Consider the following 25,679-nt stretch of genomic DNA (forward strand, 5'->3'; position numbering starts at 1 on the left):
TCTAAAAAAATTAAGCCACAGATGACAATTTTACACCAGCGATTTTCGATTTATAATTCAAAGAAAAATATTATACTTCTGGTTCCAAACCGAGCGATGTCTGACGACAAGCCACTTGGTGTCTACGCAATTGAGCAGCTAGCCGTTCAGTTCTTTGGCGTTCCTGTTCTATTCCTTAGTTTAAAAACTGAGTAGGGAAGTGGGGAGGTGCAAAGATGAGGGGGATGAGGGAGATGAGGGAGACAAGGGAGACAAGGGAGACAAGGGAGCAGGGGGGAAAGAAGTAATTTTTCATTCTCCCCCTTGCCCAATGCCCAATGACCAATGCCCCATACCCAATTCTAAGATTCCCGTCCACTAGCCCAGGTATCACGCCATTTAACGGTACCTTCTTTGGCAATTACCCAACGGCGGTTAACGAGATTTTCGCGCAGGGGCGATTGCCCTTCCCGCCATAAGGCATATTTATAGGCAATCAGTTTGCCTGCACTCTCATTGAAGGGAATCTCGGCAAACCAAGTATTAGTATTGATGTATTCCAAAGGATAGGCTTTGCTAATATCCCAGTTGCCTAACTCTGGGCAGTCTCCAATCACAACAATGGTTTCACCTGGTTGAGTTTGTACGCCATTGAGTTGGGCGCGGACTATGGTTTGCCCTTTAATCCGTTCGCCAACGTGGCTGAAAACAATTACTCCCCGTTCTTCGAGTACCAAGTCGTAGATTTTACCGTCTTTCACTTCATACTTGTTACGAGTCAATACACAAGTATGTTCCCCATCAGGTAATTCTGTTTCTACTTCTGGGAGAGTAACTTCTCCTCCCCGGTTTAAAGCAACGAAACATAGAGAATCGCGATAACGGCGGACGTAACAATAAACGTCGTTTGTTAAGTATTTTTGCCAGTGGCTACCCATTGAAACTGCGGGATTGAGTCGCCGTAAACCAGACAATAATCTGATGTAACGATATACTTCTGTATCTGTATCCCAGCTTTCCATCATCGGGCGATTATATGGATCGTTACCGCCGTCGGTGTCGTTATGCAGATATTGTTCTGTGCCGTAATATATACAGGGAATACCGCGAGATGTCATGATTAAGGCTATGGCCACCCTCAACATCGCTGGATCGGGGTTCAGCGATTGGAAACGGGGCATATCGTGGTTATCAATGAAGGTGACTAACTCTGTAGCCCCACTGTAGCGATGATCTTGGTCAAAAATATATTGAATTGTATGGAATCCGTTTTCCGAACCTTGGGCTAGTGCTGCCCGAATTGCCACGCATAGTCCAAAGTCTAGCATGGTCATGCCTGAGTGGTTGGCAAATTCCACGGAGCGATCGTCACTAGGATTACTGTAAATCCACTCACCAAAGATAAACACATCTGGTTTGTGATTGCTGATGTCGCCGGTGAATTCTTGCCAAAACCAAATGGGCATGTGTTTGACGGTATCCACCCGCAGTGCATCTACACCACGGTCTAGCCACTGTTTAATTGCTGACTTGATATACTGACGATAATCGCTATTGTTTTCATTAAAAGTTGCTAAACCGGCTAATTCACAGTTTTGCACTTGCCATTCGTCTTCCCAGTTTTGCACTTCGCCATAGTGGTGATACCAGTGATTGACATCATCATTGAAGTCAGCTATTTTGACACCATCATCATATAGTTCACCTTTACTACCGCTGGTATCAGGACTGCTATGGTTGCAGACAATATCTAGTATCAGCTTCATATTGCGCTTGTGCAGTTCGGCAATTAAGCGATCGAAGGTAGTATTTTTTTCTTCTTGAGTAGCATTTAAAGAAGGGTTTTCGCCGTTGGCAATATACCGAGGATTAAGTCGCTTGAAGTCTTTTGTCCAATAACCATGTAGCGCGGCATTACCGACAAACAACTCTTCCACTTGCTCAAACAGTGGAGTTAACCAAATAGCGCTAACTCCCATGTTTTTGAGATAATCCAATTTGTCAATCACACCTTGCAAGTCGCCACCCCAATACTTACCCCAATCTTGCTTAGTTGGATCGTAGAGTTCTGAGTTTGCACCTTCGCTGTTATCTGGATCGCCATCATGAAAGCGATCGACTACGAGAAAGTAGATTGTCTCCTGACGAAATTCAATATCCCTAGTGTAGAGAAAGTCTAGATTGATTTCAGTATCTGATGGAGGCGTTTGTATTAAAGCTTCTACTTTTTCTGTTGCTGAATCAACTTTGTATTGTTCTGGTGAAAATTGGGATGGAGGTGTTTTTACCATAAAAAACTCAAAATCTCAGGGAATTTACGTTTGTATATTAAACAGTAGATGTTTTGAATATCTTGTGTAACTGCAAACGTCGGTATTTTGACATCCTGCCTGCGGTGTACGTATCTACCGCTAGCTAGTTTATAATTCTATCCATAGACATAATTCATCTGCTAGAGGATAAAACAAAAAAATATAGCAGTTTTAGGGGCAATTCATTTTTAACAAAAGTTAATAATATCAATAATTTATAGTCTAAAACTGACGGTAAATACTGATAAGAGGATGTGTTGGACTCAAGTGGACACATCTATTACATCGTTGTTCAGCTTCACAGATCAATTCAGCGAAATTAATTGTTTAAAAAATAACTAACTATCTTCGATATTTTTCAATAAAGTAATAAAGTAAATAAGAATTTGAGAAACCCCACCCGCAAGTGGGGTGGCTGTATTTAATGTGTGAATTTTGAATTTATTCATTTTTGTCTTTCTATTTACTATGAAAATGGTCATCATTTATGACAGATAAACCAAAAAGGGTGAGATTGCTCAAAGGTCGCACAGCATTTCTGTTTATCCACGGTATTGGCGAACAAAATCCTTTTGAAACTGTAGATTTTTTCACCCATAATTTTCTGAAATATTTTGATAAACAAAATTTAGCTTTCAATTTAGAACATCTAATAGCTAAACGCAGACTATCAACTGGGTCTGTTTGGACAGAAAGCTTCGTGAGATTGAAATCAGCTAGTAATGAAGATTGGCTAATTGATGTTCACGAGTACTACTGGTCACCTTATACAGAAAAAAAAATCACTGTACCTGAGATATTGCAATGGGCAGAACAAACTTTAAATGGGACGATTAAGTTTTATAACCGTAAGGAAAACCAATTTCTATTAGATAGTTTATTGGCTAACAGAGATAATAAAAGTTTTTTTAAATATCGGCTGCGATCGCTAACAATATTGCTGCGGATATTTAACTTTTTATATCCAGTATTACGAATGGGTGTTTGGTTAATTCTGTTCTTAGCAGGGCCATTTCTCAAAGGTCGTTTTCTCCAATCAGCTTGGCAGTTAAGCAAACAACTTGTTACTCCCCCATTGGTTGATTTTGTGGGTGATATCACTATTTACAGTACCACTGACCAAAAATCGCCTTATAAAATAATTCGTCAGCAAATTTTGAGTGAATCTTTAACATTACTGAAAGCAATTTTGAAAGATAAACAAGCAAATTACGACCAAGTAATTATAGCGGGGCATTCCCTTGGGAGCTGTATTGCTTACGACACATTAAACCTCCTGTGTATTGAAGCCAGCCTTTCTCAAGATAAAAATAACAATCTTTTATTAGATAAAATAAAAGGATTAATTACCTTTGGTTCGCCACTAGATAAAATCGCCTTTTTCTTTAGAGAAGTACCGCAGGAGGGACAGTATATTAGGCAGCGAATTTTAGAACACCTCAATTCCTTCCGCGTCAAACCAGAATTTACACAAAAAAATCAATACTCAATCAAAAATCCAGTTGAATGCAAACTCGATGGAGTTCGTTGGGTTAATTACTACCATCTGCAAGATCCAATTAGCGGTCACCTAGATTACTATGAAAACCTAGATAACGTTGAAATGAAATATCAAGCATCCTGGGGTGACCAAGGACACCAAGGTTACTGGTTCGATGCCAGTTTTTACGAAAATATTGCCGAACGTTTTTTGTATGTTACCAATGGAGATAAAGAATACAAAAGTGAGTGGTAAAGGCTAGTTTTCTGGTTATCGCTTTGGAGAAATTCCCCTCAAAAGTTTTTTGTTCCAGATTTTTAATCATCAATCTCAAATTTTACATTGTTGTCAATCAGCATATTACTGAAGTTTTTCTTTTGGAGATTCACTCCATTGCTAAACTGACCATTTTCACTTTCAAACTGTTATGACTATATAGCAATCTATCCTGGTAACAATTATGAGCAAATATGACAAGATTTTTAACTCATCCGAGACATCAGAAGAATCCCTAAGTCCAGAGGAAGCCGTAGCAGCCATCGCGACTGTCACAGCGATCGCTGATTTATCTATTGAAGATGTGGATGCAGAAAGTTTAGCTGGTGTACTTTGGGAATTCGAGGTTTTTGAAGAATACTCAGAAGATGAAATTGTCGAAATCGTAGATCGACTCATAGGTATTGCAGAAGACGAAGGACTCGGTTGCTTGTTTAATACCGCTAAAATTTCTCTCTCTGATGAATTGGTACTCGATGGTTTCGCCGCCGCAGTCATAGTACTTTTAGACGACGAACTTGGCATTCCCAAACAAAAACAAGGCTACCTCAAAAAGCTACAAACAGCCTTAGAACTTGAAGATGAAGAAGCAGAGGAAATTATTAAAGAAGTAATTGCAGTTTTTGAAGAAGCTGAACAAGAAGAAGAATATGCAGATGATGAAGATGAAACAGTAATTATAGATGAATATATCCAACAGACCTACAAATCTCCTTTGGGTAATTTTACAGTACCCGTTCCAGTGGATATCGAAAACGGCGGTAGAATTCAAAGCCAGGAAGGAGTAGTAGGCTTTTCTGATGATATGGGGACTTTGCTGAGAATTGACTATTATCCTTTCCCTGTGGAACAGTTAGAGGAACTCGAATCTCTGGGACAACAAAAATATTTACATTCAATTTTAGTAGACAAATACGTACCCCAAGCAATTTTAGCGAACGTACCAGATGCCACAGTAGAATATACTAAATACTTAGAAGATACTTTATCAGGGGCTTACTACGTATTAGTGGATATGCCCAAAGGTTCCACGATTTCCAAGCAAGAAAATAATGGAACTGCTGTCAGATTAGATGCATATCGAGGGCTACTTACCTTTATCAACGGTCAATTTTTGTACATAGTTAGCAGCCAGCACAGCTTTCTCAACGGCGAAACACCAGATTCCATCGAAGAAGAAGCCGAATATATCAAGGAAAATATTTTAGAGTTTGTTGAGACTATTGAGTTTGCGTAATGGGGCATGGGGCATAGGGCATGGGGCAAACGGGGAGTGCTGAGTGTTGAATGTTTAGCTGAGCCGGAGACTTTGAAACTCCGGTGAGAAGTTAAAATTATTCTCCTTGTCCTCTTCCGATGCCCAATGCCCAATGCCCAATGCCCAATGCCCAATGCCCTAAATTTAGCGAATATGCTAACCTAGTATGGCTAACTAATCTCACACATCTAAGAATTCGGGTGTTTCTCAATTGGGAAATACGCTTGGATGGAGGTTTAACCCGAATGGAGTTGAAAAATTTATGCCAGTTGTTTCATTGGCTCAAATGATGGAGTCAGGGGTTCACTTTGGGCATCAGACCCGGCGTTGGAACCCGAAAATGTCCCCTTATATTTACACATCTCGCAATGGGGTGCATATCATCGACTTGGTGCAGACTGCCCAGTTGATGGAAGACGCTTATAGTTATATGCGTACACAAGCTGAACAAGGCAAGAAATTTCTTTTTGTCGGCACAAAGCGTCAAGCTGCTGGAATTATTGCCCAAGAAGCTAGCCGTTGCGGTTCCCATTACATTAACCAACGCTGGTTGGGAGGAATGCTTACCAACTGGGCGACTATTAAAACACGGGTAGACCGCCTCAAAGATTTAGAACGGCGGGAAGAAAGCGGCGCACTAGATTTATTGCCGAAAAAAGAAGCATCAATGCTGCGTCGGGAAATGGCGAAGCTGCAAAAATACTTGGGCGGCATTAAAACAATGCGAAAAGTCCCCGATATCGTGGTGATTGTAGACCAACGTCGGGAATATAACGCTGTTCAAGAGTGCCAAAAACTCAACATTCCCATTGTGTCTATGCTGGATACAAACTGCGACCCAGATGTAGTTGACATCCCCATACCAGCAAACGACGATGCCATCAGATCCATCAAGCTGATAGTCGGAAAATTGGCAGATGCCATTTATGAAGGTCGTCACGGTCAACTCGATGTCGAAGAAGATTACGAGGATTATGAAGGTGCTGAGTATGAGGAAGATTACGAAGAGGGTGACTACACTGACACCTTGATCCCCGATGACGACGAAGAAGAATAATGAGTGCTGAGCGCTGAGTAAGATAGAGATACTCAGCAAATTGGATGGTGCTGAGTTTTGATAAGTCATACGAATTTTGGATTTTGGATTTTGGATTTTGGATTTTGGATGAAAAGCCTTTGCTATAAAGTTCCAGAATTTCAAAAAATACTTCCTACATCAATTTGGTATGAACACTCAAAACTCAGCACTCAGCACTAAATTAGGTGAGCAATTACAATTTCGAGGTCAAGTTAGGAATTGAGGGAACATGGCGGAAATATCTGCAAAACTCGTCCAAGAGCTACGCCAAAAAACTGGTGCTGGCATGATGGACTGTAAAAAGGCGCTGAAAGAAACTGATGGCAATATAGATGAAGCCATAGATTGGCTACGGAAAAAGGGCATCACTTCAGCGGGTAAAAAAAGCGATCGCATTGCAGCTGAAGGTCTAGTAGACACCTATATTGAATCCGGTGGTCGAGTCGGTGTACTCATAGAACTCAACTGCCAAACCGATTTTGTGGCTCGTAACGAGGCTTTTAAAGCTTTGGTGAAAAACCTAGCTAAGCAAGCGACAACTGCTGACAGTGTTGAGTCTTTGTTAGCTCAACCCTACATTGAAGATCAAAGTGTGACTGTAGATGAATTCATCAAGCAGACTATTGGCACACTTGGCGAAAACATCCAACTGCGTCGGTTTATCAAATTTGAACTGGCAGAAGGTTCCCAAGGTATCGTCGATAGCTACATTCACACCGGCGGTCGAGTTGGTGTATTGGTAGAATTGGGTTCCAAAACAGAATCAGCTGCTGCTAAAGAAGAATTCCAAAGCTTAGCGCGGAACGCAGCCATGCAAGTTGCAGCCTGCCCCAATGTCGAGTATGTCAGCGTAGAGCAAATTCCTGCCGAAGTAGCCCAAAAAGAAAAAGCCATTGAAATGGCCAAGGATGATTTGGCGAACAAGCCAGATAACATCAAAGAAAAAATTGTTCAGGGACGAATTGACAAACGCCTTAAAGAATTGACTTTGCTAGATCAACCTTATATTCGAGATCAAAGTATTTCCGTAGAAGAATTGTTGAAGCAAGTCAAGGGGCAATTAGGCGAAGACATCCAAGTAAATCGCTTTGTCCGCTATGTACTGGGTGAAGGCATTGAAAAGGAAGAAAGTAACTTCGCTGAAGAAGTCGCCGCACAAATGGGCAAGTAATATTTAGTTAGGAGTTAGGAGTTAGGAGTTAGGAGTTAGGAGTTAGGAGTTAGGAGTTGACTTGATAATTCATAACTGGGGTTAAGAGTTAGGAGTTGACTTGATAATTCATCACTCACAATTCATAACTCCTAACTTATTTAAGGACAGGTCAAGCCAATAGCCTGACCTGTATTTTATTAATAGAGCAGCGAAATTTCGCATATAATTCAAAATTTAAAATGCTTGAGAAAGTTATCTAAAATAAATACGTACATTAGTACTATTTAGTGGTTGATATGGGTAAGAGCGAGAAGTTATGGCAAGAGCAATTGAGCGAATTGAGCGGGATATTGCAGCACTTAAAGAAGCTATTGGAGCGATCGCACTACAACTACAAACCGCTTATGCTAGTTATCTAGCCAGCTTGGGAGTAACTTTACAAAAACAGTTGATTCTAGCTACTTACCACCTTTGTACTCAAGGGTATCCAGAAAACTTCCTGAATTTGTCATTGAATCAGCGCCAGCAATTGCAACAAGGCATCCGCAAGTTAAGTCAAGTGGCAGCGGAGCAGTTGGTTGCTTATATTAACAGTGAGGAAGTAGGGGAAGATGAGCAAGATGAGGAAGTAGGGGAAGATGAGCAAGATGAGGAAGTCGGGGGAGATGAAGAAGAAAATACTTCTTTATCCCTCTCATTCCCTGATACCTCCAATCCCATAGAACTAGCAAAATGGCAACAGAATACAGAGGATATTACGCAAGAAATACTGAAAAAAGTATCCCATGAGGCTAATGTTTTATTACAAAAAGCCGGGATATTACCGAAAAAATTACCAGAACCGATTTTAGCAGCTGCGGCTGCGGCGGCATCAGAAGCATCTGCTGAAGTAATGCCAGGGCCGCCCAACTTATTAAACTTAATAATTGAAATTGACAATGAGCAGCAGTCAGAAGATTCTGGTCTGACACAGATTATGGCTATTAATTTGCGACTGGGGGAAATTGAATTTGCTGACCCGACACTCTCATCGGAACGCAGGCAGATTCGGGGTATTTTAGTTCAGCTCAACAAACTAGAACGGGAGTATCAAAAGAAACTTCGAGAAAAAACCGTTGCTGAAGCTGAAGCTGCTTGGCGTGCTAGTTGGTTTGAAAATTAGTTATTAGTCATTAGTCATTAGTCATTAGTCATTAATACAATGCCCTATGCCCTATGCCCCATGCCCAATAACCAATGAGTAATGAAAAACCAGATTGGATAAGATTGCACAAAGCCTTGGCAGTAGAAGCCGAACATGGTTTCTCAGATTTGATGGGCAGACAATACCGCTTTAGCGAATTTCTTAGCTTGACTTTGGGAAAATTTCCCGCAGGTTTACCCCAAAACGAACGCCGTCGTTGGCAAGGATTAGCGGTGCAATTTGCCAGTTATCCACATTTAGCGGTGGAAGAAAGGCAACACTTAGTAGCAGAGACTCGTAGGTATCTTTACCAGCTACAGCAGGAGGATGAGGAAGGGGAGCAAAGAAGCGGGGAAGCAGGGGAGCAGAGGAGAAGTTATCAATCCAAAATCCAAAATCCAACAACTCCTATTGTTGCTGAGGTGAGCCGGAGGCTGGCTCCGAAAATTGAGCAAAAGCTGAGCGATTTACCAGAAATCGGCTTTAAAAGAGCTGATAATTTAGCGCGTCTTGGTTTGTATACCATCCGGGATTTGCTTTTTTATTATCCCCGCGACCACATTGACTATGCGCGTCAGGTGAACATCCGTGAGTTACAAGCGGGTGAAACGGTGACAATAGTGGCAACGGTGAAGCGTTGCAACTGCTTTACTAGCCCCAAGAATCAGAAATTATCTATTTTAGAATTGGTAGTAAAAGATAACAGCGGTCAAATTAAAATTGGGCGTTTTTACGCAGGTAGCCGCTATAGTAGTCGCGGTTGGCAAGAAAGTTTAAAACGCCGTTATCAGGTAGGTAGTATTGTGGCCGCCTGCGGGTTGGTGAAAGAAAGCAAATACGGCTTGACGCTGGATAATCCTGAATTAGAAGTTTTGGCAAATCCAGGGGATGCCATTGAGTCGCTGAATATTGGACGTGTGGTGCCAATTTATGCATTGACAGAGGGAGTGGTGGCCAATGCAGTGCGACAAGCGGTAATTGCGGCTTTACCGGCTGCGGCTCAATTGAAAGACCCTTTGCCTAGTGGTTTGCGGCAGAAATATGCTTTGATGGAATTGAAAGATGCGATCGCCAATATTCACTTTCCCAAAGATGGCGAAACTCTGCAAGTCGCTCGTCGTCGTCTAGTATTTGACGAATTTTTCTACCTGCAACTCGGTTTACTGCAACGTCAACAACAAGCAAAGGCAATTCAAAAGGCTGCTATTCTCGCACCACGCGGTCAACTGATAGAGAAATTTTACGAAATACTGCCTTTTCAACTCACTGGGGCACAGCAACGAGTCATTAACGATATCCTCAACGACTTGCAAAAACCCGCACCCATGAATCGTTTGGTGCAAGGCGATGTCGGTTCCGGTAAAACTGTGGTTGCGGTGCTGGCTATCCTGGCAGCAATTCAATCTGGCTATCAAGCGGCGCTGATGGCTCCCACAGAAGTTTTAGCAGAACAGCATTATCGCAAGTTAGTTAGTTGGTTTAACTTGCTGCATTTACCAGTGGAATTACTGACTGGTTCAACGAAAACTGCTAAACGCAGACAAATACATTCTCAGTTGGAAACAGGTGAACTACCGCTATTGGTGGGAACTCATGCCTTGATTCAAGACCCTGTGAATTTCCAGCGTTTGGGGTTAGTAGTAATTGACGAACAACATCGCTTTGGGGTAGAACAACGGGCGCGTTTGCAGCAAAAAGGCCAGCAACCTCATGTGTTAACAATGACAGCTACTCCGATTCCCCGAACTTTAGCACTGACAATACACGGGGATTTAGACGTTAGCCAAATTGATGAGTTACCACCAGGACGGCAAAAGATACAAACAACAATGCTATCAGGTCAGCAACGCAACCATGCTTATGAACTGATGCGTCGAGAAATTGCCCAAGGAAGGCAAGTTTATGTAGTTTTGCCGTTAGTGGAAGAATCAGAAAAATTAGACTTGCGATCTGCGGTAGATGAGCATCAAAAGTTACAGGAAAGCGTTTTTCCAGATTTTCAGGTGGGGCTGCTCCACGGTCGCATGAGTTCAGCCGAAAAAGACGACGCAATCACTAAATTTCGGGATAACGAAACACAAATTTTAGTTTCAACTACTGTTGTTGAGGTGGGTGTAGACGTGCCTAACGCTACAGTGATGCTCATTGAAAATGCAGAGCGATTTGGGTTATCGCAATTGCACCAATTACGGGGGCGTGTTGGTCGTGGCGCGGCTCAGTCTTACTGTTTGTTGATGAGCAGTTCTAGGAATCCCGATGCACAACAAAGATTGAGGGTTTTGGAACAGTCCCAAGATGGCTTTTTCATCTCAGAAATGGATATGCGTTTTCGCGGGCCGGGGCAAGTACTGGGAACTCGTCAATCTGGAGTGCCGGATTTTACTTTGGCGAGTTTGGTTGAAGATGAAGAAGTTTTACTTTTGGCACGGCAAGCAGCTGAAAAAATCATAGAGATGGATGTGACTTTAGAGCGCTGGTTTTTGATGAAAGAAGAATTGAAATATCGATATGAGCGGTTGATGGGCGGAGCGATTTTGACGTAAAAACAGCCATTAGTTCAAAATCTGTGCTAAATCTAACACAAACCCAGGTAAGACATCCTCTCCTGATAAACTAGTGGGCGATTGCAGAATCTCAACATCTTTTCCTGGGCGATAAATTTCTACTCGTTGGTTTTGGGGATCGATTAGCCAACCTAAACGCACACCATTGCTAATGTATTCCCGCATCTTTTCTTGCACAGTTTTTAAGCTGTCTGAAGCAGAGCGTAATTCCACCGCAAAATCGGGTGCCATTGGTAGGAATCTGTCGGGGTCTGGATTTAAGGCTTCTAATCGCTGGCGACTCACCCAAGACGCATCAGGAGACCGATTTGCACCATTAGGAAGCTTGAAACCCGTTGAAGAGTCAAAAGTCAGCCCTGTACCATCAGCCTCACTCCAAAATTCTAACCGGGCTGTTAGTTTTGAATTTCGATTTCCGCTTTCCCATCCAGTTGGTGGCATGATAATTAATTCTCCCTCTGCCGTGCGCTCAAGTCGCAAATCTCGATTATTTTGACACAGTTGGAAGAATTGCTCGTCTGTTAGTTCAATTGTGGGGCTGAGGTTAAGAATTAGGGCAGTCATAATTGCCTTTTAATTTTGCTACCAGTAGATTAGTATTGAGATGATTTTTAGGAGTAGTGCCACCATAAGTATTTCACATTCGAGATTTTATGGTGATGGTGCAAGTTTCCTTGCCAAACTTCATAACAATCTTGAAATTCAGCTAGGATTACAGCTTTTCAAACATTCTAAAAAAAATTTATGCAAAATTGGCCTTCTTGGATTCCTACCCCCCGGTTTTGGGTAAATGCGATCGCTCTTATTCTATTAATAATTGGTTTACAGTATGCGATCGCCTATCTGGGAATGATTATTTTCATGCTCATTAATTTACTACCCAGGGTAATTTTTCTCAAGTTCATCTATTTATTTAGCTTGGTAGCGCAACTTTCCCCCATCATAGTGGTAGCATTTGTTCACCATTGGCTGCATCGGTTTTTAGATAACTTCTTCCCAGAAAGTCGAGTCACGGAAACAGAAGCAACCCCAGGAGTTTTACCCAGTTTTCTCAGTTGGTGGGAAGGATTATATGGTTGGTCGGTGAATATTCTCTCAATAGTAATAGCATCTGGTCTTTTGGGGCTTTTTATGCCATCTCCTGATTTATTTAATTTATTAACTGTATTTAAAAATGAACTACCGCATTTGCCGACAATTTCCATGTTCATTCAAGTAATTGTTGCTGCCTATCTTTATCAGTTTGAGTATTTAGTGCATCAGCATTTGATAGCAGCAGCTAGACAGTAGACTAGGACTTACGCACTCTTAACGGAAAATCGAACCGCAGAGGACGCAGCGAAAAGTCGGAGCGCCGGCTTCCGGCGTACACCGAAGGGGTTGCCGCAGGCATCTGAACTTTTCAAGACAGAGGACACGGAGAAATCAGAGTTTCAGAGAGTTCTTGCGTAAGTCCTATAGACTTGCCATCAAAGAGAGGTAAAATTTTAGGTCTCTACAAACGTTTTGGTAAGTTTCATACATTAAATTAGCAACACAAAAAAACATCAAAGCGCTGTAATATATGCTTCTAGAGTATCTTTAACTTTAGAAGCTTTACAATATGGAGTAACCTCAGAATAATCTGGTTTTACTGTCCAATCGTAATGGCGAAGTAGTGTAGAAAGCACAATTTTCATTTCCATTTGGGCAAATTCCATGCCTAAGCAACTGTGGGAACCACCACCAAAACCGATTAGTGCAAAAGGATGCTTTTTATCTTCTTCGCGAGGGGGTGCAAAGCGGTCGGGGTCGAAGCGATGGGGATCGGCGTAGAGTTCTGGTAGACGGTGAGTCAGCATTGGGGAAATTGTCACAAACCAGCCAGCAGGAATGCGATAGCCTGCATACTCAATATCTTTGAGGACGCCACGATTATAGGCATACACTGGAGGATAAAGGCGTTCTGTTTCTTTGAGGACGTTCATTAACTCTGGAAATTGTTTGAGGTGAGACAGAGTTAAAGGATTATTTCCCACAACTGCTAACTGTTCTTGACGCAGTCTTTCTCGCCATTCAGGCCGATGACCTAATTCAAATATTACCCAACTCAGCAAAGAAGCTGTGGTTTCATGTCCTGCAAATAGCAGTAATAATGCTTCGTTAATTACCTGTGCTTGGCTCAATTTATTGCCGTCTTCATCAACAGCGGCTAGCAGTAATCCCAAAACGTCTTTTGATGCTTCTAAATTACCTTCTTTGATACGCTGGGCAATAACTTGATTTAAAAAAGCTACTAATTTACTTCTGGCACTTTGACCGCGACCATATAAAGTAAAAGGAACATTCCATTTAAATATTGCCAAACTGCTATCAATTAATTGTGTAAACCACTGACTAGTTTGTTCTACTTCGGTTTTGTTTTGACTTCCCAAAAACAAGCGACTAGCAACTCTTAAAGTTAACTTACGAAAACTAGAATTTAAAGAAATTGTTCCTTGTTCTCCCCAATCTTTGAGGAATTCTTCTACTATATTTTGAATTATGTCGAAATATGTAGCGATCGCCTTTCCATGAAATGCTGGATACATTAAGCGACGAGTTAGCCGATGTTCTTCGCCGTCTTGCAATAAAATATTGTTACCAAATGTAGGTTCGAGAAAATACCAACCTATCCGCGATGACATATTTTCTGCTTGTTCTACCAAGACTAGGCGATTAGCATCAGGCCCAATTAAATAAGCGCGTTTATGTCCCAACACTCTAGTCTTAAAAACTGAACCATACTGATGAAATCGTCGCCATAGATACAGTTCTAAATCGCGGAATATTTCCAAAGTCTCGCCCAAGAAAGGCAAACCATAGGAACCAGGGATTTCGTCGGCGGGTTTTAGCTGCCCCATATTTGAGTTCCTCCAACAGTAATTAGCATTGATTTGAAAGTGGGGAGTAGAAAATGGGCATTGGTTTGAACTTAACGCCAAACGGACGGTTAGAAACCACGTTTACACAAACAAAACCTGCCTCCCGCCTATCCTGACGATAAATATTCACGACGACCTACCTAATTCATTTTAAGAGTAATACGGTTCGGATAAGCAGTATGAACTTCCCCAGGACTTACGCACAGGCAAGGGAAAATCTAACCTATTCCCTTGTGGTCTGAGAAAAGGTTAAGGGGTAAAGGATGTATTTGAAACCTTTCCCCTTTCCCCTTTAACCGAACCGTATTGATTTTAAGAGGTGCGATCGCTACGATAATAATCAAGTCAGATTTTTTAATCACTTAACCGACTAGGCAAAAGGTTAAAATTCTTCCACTACCCAATCTACTGTATGTGCTTCGGTAACATCGGGGACTTCTAGGCGCGTTTTCAAGCGAGAAAGTACTTTTTCTGGCAGTTTGGCGGTGCGATGGGTGTTTCTTCTCAGCAATTCTTTCCAAGGTGCTTCCAAATATACAATGCGAATGCTGGCTTGATAAGTGGCAAAGAAACGAACTAGCATCCCCCGCAGTTGGCGGCTGATGTTAGTCGCATTCCAAACAAAAGATTGTCCATCTCGCATATATTCTTTAGCCATTGCTTTGGCTGCATTTACCACTGCACCTTGATTTTCTTCTGGGTCGATCCCCATTGAATTCCGCAGTTTATCTAAAGAAATTATCTGCCAGTCGGGAAGATTTTGTTTAATCCAAGTATCTTTTCCCGCACCTGGTAATCCTGACATCATCACCACCTGAAAGCGCGTATCGTCATAAGCTGCATAATCTGGGTTACCATCTTCTTTTTGAAAATAAACAAACCGACTGTGTGCTGATGGAAATACTCGCGGCTGGTCAAAACAGTGATTTTCTTGGCAAAATTCCCGAAAAAACTCGATTTTCTCGAATAAGTTTGCTTGGTCATTGCAGTAACGTCCCTTAACGTCTGCTTCTGCCAACAAACTCAGCAAATCGCAACGAATAACTTGACTCGTTTTAATGACTGCGCGTTCTGGGTTGGGTTTGTCCCAAAACCACAAGGGTAAGCTGCCGTATTTTACCAAAGCCACAATCGCTTCCCGTTGATGGAAGGGTATATGCAAATTCCAGAGAATCTCCCGTGCCATTTTTGCACCTTGGAGTACATGACCTTTTGAGGTAATGCAACCATCTGCTTCTATTTGTGTAGCAGCAGGTTTGGCAACATCGTGCAGCAAAGCCGCAGCAAACAACACAGAACGTTCTTCAGTTGGTAATGCCCGCCATTGGGGTAATGCCACTAATGCCTCGCATACCAATTTGGTATGGATGAGAACATTACCTTCAGCATGGTAGCGCTGATCTTGGGGACAATCAGCAAGCGATCGCAACCAATCAAATTCTGCTTCCAATGCTGGCCAATCTATCGACCAATCGCTTTCACAGGGACAATAAGGAAAAGACCAAGATTGCAACACAGTATTCATATTCCTAATAGAAAGAATTCAGGAGTCAGGAGTCAGAATTCAGAATTCAGGAGTCAGAATTCAGGAGTCAGAAGTCAGAATTCAGAATTGAATGGGACTTAGGCAAAAACTCAAGGATAAAGTTTTTGGGAATGGGGTATGGGGAAGATGTTACTAATGCCCCAAAGTTATCCGAACAAATCAGCACCAACACATAGCTGATTTGGTATAATCGGACGATTGAGCCAATGTCCATCTGATTGCAGAATGGTTGTTAAAAAGCTCGAACGCACATATTTATAGCGATGAGTAACGATATCTCCCGCCTCAACTTTGATGTATAAACCTTCCATCAAAGAACTTTGGTCAGTTTGTTTGAGGGAACGCCCAATATCAAGCCCCAGTTCTTGGCAAATTTGCTCAAAACGTTGCAAGTGTCCGGGAGTTTGATAGTGCGACTCACCCACCAATTCAATCAGCTGTTTGTAAGATTGGAGTTCACCAGCAAACAATATGGGTACTGAAACCACAGGTAAGCCAGCAAGTAACTGCTGACGGTTTTTAGTGCTGAGAAATACTTGATTGTCTAAATCCAGAACATCGTACTCTAGAAAGTAGTGCGGTAAAGCATCGTAAAACACCGTGTGCTTGGCATACAGCCATTCTCCAAACAGAATAAAACGACTTCCCAAAACTTCCCAAAATTTTGCTGCGTGGGTGTGCGCCCACTGTTTAAACAAATTAAAGTGTTTTTCTCGCGCCCCACCAGTTAAATAGTGTCCCCGGCTTTGCAGTCGAATTTGCCCATCATCTGTAAAGCTAATAGCTGCATTTGCGCCGTCAACTTTTTCTTCAACTACTACATATTGATTTTTGATAGCACTAAAAGGAATGCTATTGAGGTCTTCATCCCCAGCTTGCAACCGCGACCCTTCAATGTGATGGGTACGCGGATATTTATAAATTTGTTCCATGATTTTATCTCGGTGATTGCAATCAAATAATTTCGTAGCGGATTTTCACGAATAAGTAGGTATCCTAGAAGCTGTTATCTCAGGATTGTTATTATTCGCCATTGACTAAATTTGATTGACACCAGAGACTACATATACTTGTACCAGAATATTATTTCTATAATACATAGACTCCACAGTTTGAGGTAGCATTTCCGGAAACAAGCATTTATGAAAAATTGTCAGTAAAAAGCATTCCTTCCCCGATGCGGTCAACTCTCAACAGTCAACCATCAACGTGAAATCCCACCTTGAGATGATTTGAAATTTCCTGCTAATGGTCTTGAAGTAAGCCAAGGGTTATGCAAAACTTGAGATCCTTCGCTCCCAGCATACTCTTAAGGAATTGAGACATGGCGCGTCTAGCACTGCTGAGTGTATCTAATAAAACTAACTTAATTGACCTAGCCCGTAGTTTGGTTGAAGAATTCGACTTTGATTTAATCAGCAGTGGGGGAACAGCCCAGGCACTCAAAGATGCTGGACTCCCAGTTACTAAGGTTGCTGATTATACAGGTTCGCCAGAAATTTTAGGGGGTCGAGTTAAAACGCTGCATCCCCGAATTCACGGCGGAATTTTGGCACGGCGGGATGTTCCCCAAGATATTACAGATTTAGAAAATAACCAAATTCGCCCGATTGATTTAGTAGTGGTAAATCTTTATCCTTTTGAGGAAACCATCGCTAAACCAGGGGTAACATTAGCTGAAGCTGTTGAACAGATTGATATCGGTGGCCCGGCAATGTTGCGGGCATCATCGAAAAACTTTGCCCATTTAACTGTATTATGCGACCCGGCACAATATAACGAGTATTTAGAGGAATTGCGGCAAAATAACGGCGAAGCATCATTAGAATTTCGCCAAAAGGCAGCTTTAAAAGGATTTTTACATACTGCTAGCTACGATCAAGCGATAGCATCTTATCTCGCAGGCACACAAAACTACAATCTTAGCGGCACACAATTACAATCTCTGCGTTACGGCGAAAACCCCCACCAACCAGCCGCTTGGTATCAAACTGGTGCGACGCCAACGGGATGGGCAGCCGCGACTAAACTCCAAGGCAAAGAACTCAGTTACAATAACTTAGTTGATTTGGAAGCTGCACGCCGAATTATTGCAGAATTTACTGATACCCCAGCAGCAACGATTATTAAACACACAAATCCCTGTGGTACGGCATTGGGAAACAGTATTTCAGAAGCCTATCAAAAAGCTTTCAATGCTGATTCCACCTCTGCCTTTGGTGGAATTGTGGCACTCAACCACCCCATAGATGCGGCCACAGCCAGCGAGTTAACTAAAACATTTTTAGAATGCGTGGTTGCACCAGGTTGTGAAGCGGAAGCTCAAGAAATTTTAGGCAAGAAATCTAACGTGCGAGTTTTGATTTTACCAAATTTGAACACTGGGCCTAAAGAAACAGTAAAAGCGATCGCGGGTGGTTTTCTCGTCCAAACTAGCGATGACATCATTGCTGATACCAGCCAATGGCAAGTGGTCACCGAACGCCAACCCACTAACGATGAATTAGCAGAGTTGCTGTTTGCTTGGAAGGTTTGCAAACATGTGAAATCTAATGCCATCGTTGTCACAAGCGATCGCACTACACTAGGAGTAGGTGCTGGTCAAATGAACCGCGTCGGCTCAGTGAAAATTGCCTTAGAACAAGCCGGTGAAAAAGCCAAAGGCGCAACTCTGGCTAGCGATGGATTTTTCCCCTTCGATGATTCCGTGAAAACAGCCGCCGCCGCCGGAATTACAGCCATTGTTCAACCAGGCGGAAGTTTGCGCGATAAAGATTCCATCAAAGCCGCTAACGACTTGGGTTTACTCATGGTCTTAACTGGTGTACGTCACTTTTTACACTAACTTCTTCACACTAATTGAGTGCAGTTTTAAAACTGTCACTCAAAATACTTGCTCTTTCATGGAAGCAATGATATGTTTTAGTTGTGTGTGAGGAGCAAGTTAAAAATAAAAAGCGTTTGGGGTGGAAACACGGCAACACTCCCAGACGCTTTTTAATTTGTATATAAAAAAATTCCACTTTGTTATAAAACTTTAATAAATTGTTATTCAACATACTTGCCTTTTCATAAAAGTGGTGATATTCTTTAGTTGTGTGTGAGGAGCAAGTTAAAAATAAAAAGCGTTTGGGGTGGAAACACGGCAACACTCCCAGGCGCTTTTTAATTTTTGTTTAGAAATTTAGATTGTGGTGCAGTTTTGAAAGTGTCACTTACTACACCTGCATTTTGATTGCACCAGTGATATCTTTTAGTTGTGTGTGAGGAGCAAGTTAAAAATAAAAAGCGTCTGGGGTGGAAACACGGCAACACTCCCGGACGCTTTTTTAGTATAAAAATTGGCCTAAATACTTCATATTAAGGACTAAAGTCCTTACTACAAACCTTTAATTATTTGCAATGTGGATAGTTGCTTTTCAAAGTAAGTGCGGTAGAGTTCGCAGCGCGGTACAATGCGATCGCCTTGGTAACGGATCAACCCCAAGCTTTCGAGTTTATGAGTATCAATGGGATTGAGAGAAATGTTTTCCTTTTTGGTCACTACTCTGGCGTATGCTTTGGCTAAATGAGGTTTTTCTTGAAGTATTGACCAGTGTCGCCATAAATGGTAGCGGTAAATGCCACCATTAGCCATGGCCTCTTCTATGAGATTTTCTAAGGTGATTGCTTGACAGCACAGATAATACAAACCAATTCTAACTAATGCTGGATGTCCCCCCACCAGCGACATCAGTCGCCTAACCTCCCGATCGCTAGACCAATTTAACCCATGTCTTTGGGCTAAATATTTGACTTGCTCTTTAGTAAATTCATTTAGACGAATAGGCAGCCCTATATTTAATGGCGAGTGGTTAATATTTTGCCATACATAGACTTCAGTGGAATAAACCACCACTAGCCTCAATTTCTGCAAGTTGCTATCTTGTCGTGCAGCTTCATACCAAGAACGGAAACAAGCAAATAAATGCTGAGCAACTTCAGGATGTTCAAAAAAGCTATCAACGTCATTTAATACAAAAACTACAGGGTTTTCAACCTGCTGGAGCAAATACTTTTTGAGGTATAAAAGATAACTAAATTGACATCCGATTTCTTCATTCCAGTTATCATCTAACTTTGGGTCAATACCTAATTCTGTTGCAACTCGCCAGCAAAGACAACGCAAAAGCTTGTTTAAATCTGTCAGATAGCTGGTATCGATTTGGTTACAGTTCAAGTTCACTGTGTGATAACCTTGCATCTGTGCAAAAGCCAACAACCGCAGCACTAAAGAGCTTTTACCCATCTCTCTCGGCGCTCGAATCCAAATCGCAGAGCTTGGTTGAGTGACTTCTCGATAAACTAGCTCCTCAATGGGGGGGCGTTCGACGTAAAAAGGCGAATCTAGAGCTACAGGGCCATCTGGATACGACCAAAGATTTTCCAATTGTTCGGAGTCTTGATTCACAAATAACTCTGTGTATGAAGGCTGCGAAGAATTTACTTCTTCTGTATCCCCGCTCAACGAGAGACTTTGATGAGTTTGAGTATTATTCGGTTCGCTCAAGATTGTATAGTCTGTGCTGCGTAATTGTAGATTAAAGGCACTAAAGCATAATTTTAGGGTTTTTTGATCTACGCCTGTATTCAAAGACCATAGTCGGCTGAGAGTTTTCGTAGAAACATTCATCCGCACCCGTAATTGTTCTAGAGTAAAGCGATCGCCTTTGTTTTGTTTCTTTTCTACAGCTAAAATCGCCCCTTGTAAGCGCTGCAATCCAGCAGGAGTTAGCACAAGTCCCCGCTTTCGCGTGCCCTTAAATTGTTTCATATCGCTATCTATGAATCTACTTTTTTATTAACTGTCTTCGTATTTCTTTATTGTTCCATGTTTTAAAATGGTTATTCAACTGTTATTTGAATGTTATTAAATACTTAATCTTTAGTCAAAAAAATTACCTAGATTTTGACTAACATTGCTAAGTAAGTGAGTACAAAAAAACATAGCTATCAATTAGCTTTACAGTAATCTGCGATTCTTATACTACTTGTTTTTTACTTAAGCGGCCGGGTTATTTGGAAACATTAATCTGAAAATATCCCTTATCTAATGCCCAAAAATAAAGCTCAAAGGGTCTAGAATTTGAAAAAAATATTTTCTTTTTTCAAATAAAAATTAATATTGTACTGAAAATTATATGTAATATATTATCATTGTACGAGTACGAGTAACTCGGATATTAAGTGCTAATTGTTTTTAATAGAGTATATTTTATTACTTTTGATTAAAATAATATACTTTATATAAATAATATTATTTATGCTTATCTTGCTAAGATATTATCTAAATTTATTTAACTAACTTATTTGGTATTAATCTAAATTTTGAAATACAGATAAATCCAACAAAATTCAAAAAAGCGATGGCAGATTTGACTTTCTAACTACTTACGTAGTAGTGTACTAAGTACCAAAATTTATGTTTTAAATGTAATAAGTATAGGGTAACAGTATTACTGTTACCCTAGCAATGTCTTGTATTCCATCGAACTCAAAAACTGTAGATATAGGAATCCAATTTGATTTTTGAAAAAATCTAAGTATGTGTATGGTGTATTGTCGCCAAGCGGCGCATCAAAAGTCATGAATCATACATTATGGCTGACGCCTAACCCTACGTGTATTTCTCCAAATCAAATATGAGTCCTATATGGCAGTTGGTACTAAGCTTGTTGCCTACTATGTAGCAGTTTTCAGATAGAATTTAGCGTTGAACTTGGTTGGAGAGATCTCTACCAGTCTGTGCTGCACTATCCCGGACATCGCGAGCAGTTTCTTTTGCACCCTCTACATAACCAGAGCCAAATTGTTTAAAGGCTTCTCCTGATTGTTTTCCAATTCTTTGAAGCCGTTCGCCAGGAGAGCCTTCGGTTTCACGAGCTTCTCTATTCCACTGGCCTGTTGTTTTTGGTCTTTGAGCGTCATCTTGCTCTAGCTGTTGACGAACTCTCTGGCCTAAGTCTTGGTTACTGTACCCAGAAGTAATATTCGTCGTCAGCACTAGAAAACCAACTAAGACAACAGCTAAAAAACGTTTTACCTGAAGTCCTTGAAGCAAAGAACTGATATGAACAATGGCGTTAGAAATCAAATTTGTCATGAGAATTAAGTTGCTTTTTTCAGTACAGATAAAGACTAACGATAAAAAATCAATTATCCTTCTAACAAAAGGCATATCTCATTACTTCTGAAAAATCTCAGCTTTTTAAATCCTGGGGAAGAGGCGATTTTTGAAATTCAATGAAGGAAACAGAGAAGAGTAGAGAATTCAGCAAAAAATCTGATTTTGAAAAATCCTAGTTTTCCAAAAATTAAATCGACACAGCTATACCAATGCTATGGAAATAATATTTGAATTTTAAAAATATCTACCTGTTTGGTAAATGTAAAGTAGGCATTATACCTCTTGCAAAAAGCACTTTTGCAAGAGATGGAAAAAGTGGTGCATCTTTATTGGGGAAAGGGAAAACACAAAACCTTTCCCCCTTTCCCGACTTATGCAAGAAGTCTATTGATGACTGTTAACTGTTGAGTGTTGATTGTCAACTGTAGTCAAACAACAACTTGGGCAGTAAGATTTCACAAATCATTTAGGATTACTAGAGTCTGATGATTTGAGGGAAATCATCAAACTCAATAACATTTTGAATTTTAGATCTCAACAAAAGATTTCTGTGTAAATTTGTAGAAAATACTCTGAAAGCTTGCTAAGTCAAGAATCTACCACAAAAGCAAGTTTGATGTTAGGACACAATAACCACCATAACCTAACAATGGGTGAAATTAGCAATATTGTTGGGAAATACGCCGATTGATCGAGTTACACCACATTTATATAACTCATACTTTAAATTTCTTACTGTGGCAAATGTAGCAGCCAATACAATTTTAGTGCTACATTTGGCTTTAAATACAAGATATAGTTTAAAAAAACATGTGTCTTTAGATATAGAAATTATTTATCTTCAGACATAGATAACTCCTGTGTAAATAATTTCTTCTCAAAACACATAATTACTGAAGAGTTACTAATAGTAATCAAAAGTCACATTACTTTTAGGCTATTTGCACATTTAGTCTACATTTTCTCAACACGATAACTGTTTCAGCCGGAAAGCCAAAGGATGAAATACTGGGTCGCAAAATTAGCAATCTTTTTAGTTTTACTGTGCAACTTGTTACTAGTAACGGATTACGCAGCAGCAAACCAACTTGAAAATATTGATTTGCAGTCATTTAATACATTCCCAGTAATTGAAAATTTAGCAAGTGCTGACAATAATTTTGGCAACAGTAGTAAAGAAGATTTTCTGCGATTTATTCAAATAGCTAAAACCTCAGAGAAACTAGAGGGACTCTTCACAATTTATAGCAATAGTGAATTAGATAAAATTTACTTAGAAATTCAACCGGAGCAGTTAAATAAAAACTATTTAGCCACAGTAACATTAGAATCAGGTATTGGTGAAAAGGGTATTTATAGTGGATTGCCACTGGCAGATTTTCTATTTTATTTCCAAAGAATCAACAACAAATTACATTTTGTCATCAGGAATGTAAAATTTCGTACAGAAAGTAAATCGGAACAGCGATCGCTTGCTCGTTCCTTTAGTGATTCAATTCTTTATTCGCTGCCAATAGATGGTATTCATCCCTTTAGTAAAAATATTATCATTGACCTGGATAACCTCTTAATGCAGGACTTTCCAGGATTAACTCCTCTATTAAAATACTCGTTACAAGCTGATTATTACTTAGAACCAAGCAAGTCTTATTTTGGTGATGTTAACAGCTTCCCCGAAAACATAGAGATTGATTCTATTTATGGTTTTTCTTCACGAGAAGGAGCAGATTTAGTCAGCGTACCCGATAGCAGGGCGCTCACTCTCAAGGTACACTACAGTTTTTCCCAACTAAGAGAAAACAACGATTACATTCCTAGACTTGCCGATGACAGAGTAGGATATTTTATTACAGCCTTTCAAAATTTTTCTAACAATCACTCTCAAGAAGAATTTGTCCGTTACATTAATCGTTGGCATTTAGAACCATCCGACCCCAACGCTTCTTTATCTCCACCCAAAAAACCAATTGTCTTTTGGATTGAAAACGCTGTACCACTAGAGTATCGGGATGCAATCAAAGAAGGCGTATTGATGTGGAATAAAGCATTTGAAAAAGCTGGATTCCAAAATGCCATTGAAGTCAAACAAATGCCAGATGATGCTGATTGGCAACCAGCAGATGTACGCTATAACACTATTCGCTGGTTCAATTCTCTGGACGGAGGTTTTGCTAGAGGGCCGACTCGCGTCAACCCACTCACCGGCGAAATATTGGATGCAGATATTATTGTGGACGCTAATATGGTGCGCTCAATTCGCCAAACATATCACACCTACGTAGAGTCAAACAATAAAAAATTAAATTCCCCATGCATTGGTGAAGATTTACCAGAGAAAAGTAGGGAGTGGGGAAAAAAGTTGATTGGTGGCGGTTTACAGTGGGACACTGCTAACTCTCAAGTGTTGAATTCACAACAAAATTCTGATGTCTGCTATGGTATGGGGTTTGTAAATCAAGCAACTATGGGGGCGTTAACCTTGTCCATTTTGCAAAACACCACACCGAGTAGTGCAGCTATGGAAGAATATGTGCATCAATATTTGCGTTCTCTGATTGCTCATGAAGTCGGGCATACCCTTGGTTTGCGCCATAACTTTCACGGTAGCGCCATGTTAGCGCCTCAAGAATTAAATAACACAGAAATCACTCACACTAAAGGTTTAGTTGGTTCGGTGATGGACTATTTACCCGTGAATGTAGCACCGCAGGGAGTAGAACAAGGTGACTACTTTCCGGAAATTGTGGGGCCCTATGACGAATGGGCCATAGAGTATGGTTACAAAATCAATGCATTGGCAAAAATTGAACCAATGATTCCAGAAATGGAAAAAACTTTTTTGGAAAACATTGCCTTGGCTTCACCACAACCAGAATTATCTTACGCAACAGATGAAGATATTTCAGATATTAATCCCTTAGCAAATGTTTGGGATATGAGTAATGATGTGCTGGTTTATTCCCAGTGGCAAATGGATAACGCCCGCGTGATGTTGCAGCGCCTCGAAAAGGGTTATCTATCACCAGGAGAAAGTTACAGTAACCTGCGTATTTTGTTCGATAGAATACTTGGATATTATTTTAGTAATGCGAAATTACTCTCTCAATACATTGCTGGGCAATCCTTTCGGCGTCTCCATGCTGGTGATGATACATCCTGGGCATTTGTACCAGTTTCATTATTAAAGCAACGTCAAGCGTTGACTAAATTACAAGAATATGTATTTGGTGAAAATGCTTTTAATTTCTCAGGAGAATTATTGAATCAATTAGCGCCATCGCGTTGGCAACATTGGGGTAGTTTTGCGCCGAATTATCGCCTTGATTATCCGATTCACCATCGCATTTTGAGTTTTCAAACTGCGATATTGCGATCGCTATTAGATGGCCATCGCTTAAATCGTTTACAAGATATAGAATTAAAAACTCAGCCTGGGGAAGCACTATCGATTCCAGAATTATTTCACACCCTACAAACAACCATCTGGACAGAAGTTTTAAACCCTGGAGAATTCAAGCCAATTTCTAGTATCCGGCGTTCATTACAACAAGAGTATCTAAATATTTTGCTAGGGATGATGTTGCATACTATTGATGCCCCTGAAGATGGCCGGACACTGGCGTGGTATGAATTGCGACAATTGCAAACAGCCATAGATATCAGACTCAAACAACTAAGTGAAAACATCGATATTTATACCTTAGCCCACTTACAAGCTTCTGGCGATCGCATCAATAAAGCATTGAAATCATTAGTCATTAGTCATTGATCGATTTTAGTT

At 40.7% G+C, this 25,679-nt stretch carries 18 protein-coding genes; 11 read left to right on the forward strand and 7 right to left on the reverse strand.

All coding sequences use genetic code 11. The features are described from left to right. Positions 1–199 precede the first annotated feature (199 nt). Positions 200–361, forward strand: a complete 162-nt coding sequence (locus tag VF06_RS39160; protein ID WP_100793699.1) for a histidine kinase — start codon at positions 200–202, stop codon at positions 359–361. Here the strand turns inward: VF06_RS39160 and VF06_RS14220 are convergent. Beyond that, positions 342–2,270 carry an alpha-amylase family glycosyl hydrolase gene (locus tag VF06_RS14220; RefSeq protein WP_099066877.1) on the reverse strand — a complete coding sequence of 643 codons (1,929 nt, stop codon included), beginning with the start codon at positions 2,268–2,270 and terminating at the stop codon, positions 342–344. The genes VF06_RS39160 and VF06_RS14220 overlap by 20 nt on opposite strands. 508 nt (positions 2,271–2,778) lie before the next feature. On the opposite strand from VF06_RS14220, the gene VF06_RS14225 reads away from it, so the two are divergent. From VF06_RS14225 to recG, 7 genes are all read left to right on the forward strand, one after another. Next, a complete protein-coding gene (locus VF06_RS14225; protein ID WP_099066878.1) occupies positions 2,779–4,026 on the forward strand; it encodes an alpha/beta hydrolase family protein in 1,248 nt (415 codons plus the stop codon). A 205-nt stretch (positions 4,027–4,231) separates the two neighbouring features. After that, positions 4,232–5,284: a tellurite resistance TerB family protein gene (locus VF06_RS14235; RefSeq protein WP_099066880.1), complete on the forward strand. Its 1,053-nt coding sequence runs from the start codon at positions 4,232–4,234 to the stop codon at positions 5,282–5,284. 119 nt (positions 5,285–5,403) lie between these two features. Then, positions 5,404–5,595, forward strand: coding sequence for a hypothetical protein (locus VF06_RS40740; RefSeq protein WP_180267501.1), 192 nt, complete (start codon positions 5,404–5,406; stop codon positions 5,593–5,595). Then, complete coding sequence (rpsB, locus tag VF06_RS14240) at positions 5,568–6,362, forward strand: 30S ribosomal protein S2 (protein ID WP_099066881.1); 795 nt, start codon at positions 5,568–5,570, stop codon at positions 6,360–6,362. The genes VF06_RS40740 and rpsB overlap by 28 nt, the downstream gene beginning before the upstream one ends. A 250-nt stretch (positions 6,363–6,612) precedes the next feature. After that, positions 6,613–7,554, forward strand: coding sequence for a translation elongation factor Ts (gene tsf, locus VF06_RS14245; protein ID WP_099066882.1), 942 nt, complete (start codon positions 6,613–6,615; stop codon positions 7,552–7,554). A gap of 298 nt (positions 7,555–7,852) precedes the next feature. Then, positions 7,853–8,698 (forward strand): hypothetical protein, encoded by an 846-nt coding sequence (locus tag VF06_RS14250; protein ID WP_099066883.1) that lies wholly within the window; start codon positions 7,853–7,855, stop codon positions 8,696–8,698. Positions 8,699–8,772: 74 nt separating this feature from the next. After that, a complete protein-coding gene (recG, locus tag VF06_RS14255; RefSeq protein WP_099066884.1) occupies positions 8,773–11,262 on the forward strand; it encodes an ATP-dependent DNA helicase RecG in 2,490 nt (829 codons plus the stop codon). Between the two features lie 9 nt (positions 11,263–11,271). Here recG and VF06_RS14260 read toward each other — a convergent pair whose 3' ends face one another. Continuing rightward, on the reverse strand, positions 11,272–11,847 hold the full coding sequence (locus VF06_RS14260; protein WP_099066885.1) for a Uma2 family endonuclease: 576 nt from the start codon (positions 11,845–11,847) through the stop codon (positions 11,272–11,274). A gap of 180 nt (positions 11,848–12,027) precedes the next feature. On the opposite strand from VF06_RS14260, the gene VF06_RS14265 reads away from it, so the two are divergent. Further along, entirely contained in the window at positions 12,028–12,573 is a 546-nt protein-coding gene (locus VF06_RS14265) for a hypothetical protein (RefSeq protein ID WP_099066886.1), read from the forward strand. A 257-nt stretch (positions 12,574–12,830) separates the two neighbouring features. Here VF06_RS14265 and VF06_RS14270 read toward each other — a convergent pair whose 3' ends face one another. From VF06_RS14270 to VF06_RS14280, 3 genes are all read right to left on the reverse strand, one after another. After that, positions 12,831–14,165, reverse strand: coding sequence for a cytochrome P450 (locus VF06_RS14270; RefSeq protein ID WP_099066887.1), 1,335 nt, complete (start codon positions 14,163–14,165; stop codon positions 12,831–12,833). A gap of 403 nt (positions 14,166–14,568) precedes the next feature. Further along, a complete protein-coding gene (locus tag VF06_RS14275) occupies positions 14,569–15,711 on the reverse strand; it encodes an AAA family ATPase (protein ID WP_099066888.1) in 1,143 nt (380 codons plus the stop codon). A 167-nt stretch (positions 15,712–15,878) separates the two neighbouring features. Beyond that, positions 15,879–16,664 (reverse strand): RNA ligase family protein, encoded by a 786-nt coding sequence (locus VF06_RS14280; protein WP_180267500.1) that lies wholly within the window; start codon positions 16,662–16,664, stop codon positions 15,879–15,881. Positions 16,665–17,056: 392 nt separating this feature from the next. On the opposite strand from VF06_RS14280, the gene purH reads away from it, so the two are divergent. Beyond that, entirely contained in the window at positions 17,057–18,577 is a 1,521-nt protein-coding gene (gene purH / locus VF06_RS14285) for a bifunctional phosphoribosylaminoimidazolecarboxamide formyltransferase/IMP cyclohydrolase (RefSeq protein WP_099066890.1), read from the forward strand. A gap of 534 nt (positions 18,578–19,111) precedes the next feature. On the opposite strand, the gene VF06_RS14290 is transcribed toward purH, so the two are convergent. Next, positions 19,112–20,545 (reverse strand): AAA-like domain-containing protein, encoded by a 1,434-nt coding sequence (locus tag VF06_RS14290; protein WP_099066891.1) that lies wholly within the window; start codon positions 20,543–20,545, stop codon positions 19,112–19,114. A 933-nt stretch (positions 20,546–21,478) separates the two neighbouring features. Beyond that, entirely contained in the window at positions 21,479–21,874 is a 396-nt protein-coding gene (locus tag VF06_RS14295) for a hypothetical protein (protein ID WP_099072456.1), read from the reverse strand. 1,024 nt (positions 21,875–22,898) lie between these two features. Between VF06_RS14295 and VF06_RS14300 the strand changes: the two genes are divergently transcribed. Continuing rightward, positions 22,899–25,667, forward strand: a complete 2,769-nt coding sequence (locus VF06_RS14300) for a zinc-dependent metalloprotease (RefSeq protein WP_099072457.1) — start codon at positions 22,899–22,901, stop codon at positions 25,665–25,667. The last annotated feature ends 12 nt before the right edge of the window (positions 25,668–25,679 follow it).

This window comes from Nostoc linckia z4 (assembly GCF_002608075.1).
In the GTDB taxonomy this organism is placed as follows: domain Bacteria; phylum Cyanobacteriota; class Cyanobacteriia; order Cyanobacteriales; family Nostocaceae; genus Nostoc; species Nostoc linckia.